The 2,903-nt window shown below is 27.0% G+C and carries 2 protein-coding genes and 1 pseudogene; all 3 read right to left on the bottom strand.

Features of this window, described 5'->3' with window-relative positions:
• Window positions 1-92 (bottom strand): annotated as a pseudogene (locus HMPREF3247_RS15030) (hypothetical protein); the annotation flags it as partial.
• 90 nt (window positions 93-182) lie between these two features.
• Window positions 183-2,345 carry a hypothetical protein gene (locus HMPREF3247_RS12985; protein ID WP_001033752.1) on the bottom strand — a complete coding sequence of 721 codons (2,163 nt, stop codon included), beginning with the start codon at window positions 2,343-2,345 and terminating at the stop codon, window positions 183-185.
• A partial coding sequence (locus HMPREF3247_RS14775) for a DUF1672 family protein (RefSeq protein ID WP_142349158.1) occupies window positions 2,338-2,903 on the bottom strand: 566 nt, incomplete at its 5' end. The genes HMPREF3247_RS12985 and HMPREF3247_RS14775, both read right to left, overlap by 8 nt.

Raw genomic sequence — 2,903 nt, 5'->3', positions numbered from 1 at the left:
GTATTTCTGTCTTTTTTTGATTCATTTTCAATCGCGGAACATCCTGATAGCAATAGTGTTGCTATTAAGATTAATTTTGCTTTTTTAAGCATATCTCATCACCCATTTATGTGTTTGTAAAACTTTTATGTTTGAAAAAACTACTTATTCTCAATGAAAACAAGTAGCTTTTAATAAATTAATTAGTATACTGCTAGTTTTTCTAATTGTTCTTTAACTTGAATTAAGTTTGAACGAATTAACGAGGCAGATTGATCCATTGTTTGAATAGCTTGTCCTTCATTTTCGTTCAAACCATTACAAACAACTTCAAACTGTTTTGCCATTTGATCAAGACGCGCATGAGCTTGTGTGTTCAAAATAAACATATCGTCATAATGCGATGGTTCAAATATCATTTGTACTATCAAAGGCTTCATGTTCTTAACAATATCATCTAAGTGATTTTCTAAAATCGGCGATGCTGCCTTTAAATCATGTAAAAAATCTGTCCATTTTGTTAGGTTTATTTTTAATTCTTCTATTGAATTTTCAAATTGTTTTCGATCAATAGAGGATTCTTTTAAACCATCAATGATTCTTTTTTCGTATAACATTGTAATTAATAAATTAAGACCATCTATAATTCCTTTTATAATTTCTGTTGTGTTATTTATATTTCTTACTAACTCTTTGAAATTTTCATTATAAACTTTTTGAATATAATCAGATAATTCTTCAACAGCATTATCAATATGATTTTTTAAAATAGTCATTTTTCTTGATAAATATTTTGAAAGGTTAACTTTACCCGAAACCATATGTTGACCATTATAATTGATATTTAGGTTTCCATCCATAATAGTAGCATCTTGATAGGACATAATACTTTTTATATCAGCAATTTGATTACCATAAATGTCATTTTGATTTTTAATTAGAATGATATTTTCTCTAACGATTTTTAAATGTTTCATCATTTCTTCAGTCACACCATCTTGTAAATCATGGTCTAAATTTTTAAACATTTTTACTAATATTTTATCGATTGAGTCGTGAATTCTTTCTATTCCTCTCTGGAATTGACTATCGACCTTATTGATACCCCACTTTAAAGGTTTCAAGTTCAAAGCTGGAACTAAAATTGCAATAGGTCCAATTTTATCCATAAAAGAATCTATACTTTCAAATAACTCATTCTTTTTAGATGTAATGTTTCTACTCATATTTTCTAAAACATCAATTTCAATTACATTCTTAAATTTTTGTTTTAATTTATGCTTTCTATCTCCAAAATAAGAATTTTCCGACTGAGATATATTAAAACTTTCATTTAAAAATGTCACACATTCTTGTAACATAGTGCTTGTTTCCCCTGTAACAAGTTGGTATAAATCACCTAATTTCTCAATATCTAACTTAATATTTTTCCCTTTACCTGACCTCGCTATTGAATCCCCTGTCCAAACATTTATTGGAATTCTACCATCCATGTCTAGATTTATATTTATAACCTTTTTCACTTCTTTTCCGTTTTTAATCTCTGTATCCTTGACCGATTCTATTTTATGAACAGGTATATCCTTATATTCATTAGTTTTCGAATTGAATTCCCTTTTAAAACCAAGATGACTATCAATTAATCCATTTAAAGTTGGAACACCATCTCTTATATTAATTCGTTTACCTGGCATTTCTTTCGCAAATGGATCTTGTAACCATGATAGTACGTCATTTGTACTATGAAAATTTATAATATTTTCAAAATTTGACTGTTTTAAATTTCTCCATATCGCTTCAGGCAACATAGCAGGATTTGTTGAAACTATATGTTTTTCAGGATGTTCAACACCTTGATGAATTGCACTTGCCCCACCTTGTGAATTTCCATCTTCAGAAACTACTTCTTTATTTTTGTATTTGGCAACTTTTTCACCATATTTTCTATAAAAGTTACTATTGCTTAATTTATTAGCATCATCTAATTTTTTCTTATATAATTCTAAAAATTTATTGTTTTGTTCTAATAAAGGTGTAGTTGTCTTTTCGTTATCCATTAATTTGATGTTTTCTAACCAATCATCTCCAACTTTTCCTTTAAGTGGATTTTTCGGATTTATAGATTCATTATTATTTGTTCCTTCAAAAGAAATAATTTGCTGTCCACTTGGTGAATTATTAGAATCTAATAGTTCAAAAATTTTTATATCTGCACTTCCATTTATATTTTTATTTTTATTATTTGAAATTGTGCTTAAAACCTTATACTTATTTCCATTCACTTTAATAGTAGAATTATCTTTTAAATCTTGATATACCCAATATCCACTAAGCTCTGTTAAATCTCTATCATTTATTTTATTCATTATCAAATACCCCATATTCCGAATTATCTTTACTGCTATAATTTGGTTTAATCGTATTTATTTTATTGTCTGAAAATTGTATACTAAAATCTATATCAGTTGGTAAATCTTTTTCTTTTTTTATTTCTTCTGCCATTTTTATTACATTTTCACTGTTACTTTTTTTAGTATAGTTCTTATTTTTACTAAATAGAGTAGTAGTTACCGATACTTTCGACTTATCCTTTAATTGCTTCTTAACATTTGACATTTCTTTTGAAAATTCACTGTTACTTTTGTTTAACAATGGCTCAAAATAGTTTCTATACTCTGTTAAATTATATGGTATAGTCGAAATATAAAAATATTCATTTTCATATCCACTATTTTGTGTCTTATTAATTGCCTCTTTTGTAAATCCTGTATATTGGTATTTCTCTTCATTATCTTTAAAAAATTTATATAATTTATCATACTTTTCTTTTTGCGCTCGATATTCAAATCCACTGAGTACTGTACCAACTAAAGTACTCATATCATCGCCCTTATCCTCACTTCTTAATGAGCTATCACTGTCAA

The organism is Staphylococcus sp. HMSC36A10, from assembly GCF_001838845.1.
Classification (GTDB): domain Bacteria; phylum Bacillota; class Bacilli; order Staphylococcales; family Staphylococcaceae; genus Staphylococcus; species Staphylococcus aureus.
This window is presented reverse-complemented; position numbering and strand designations above follow the sequence as displayed.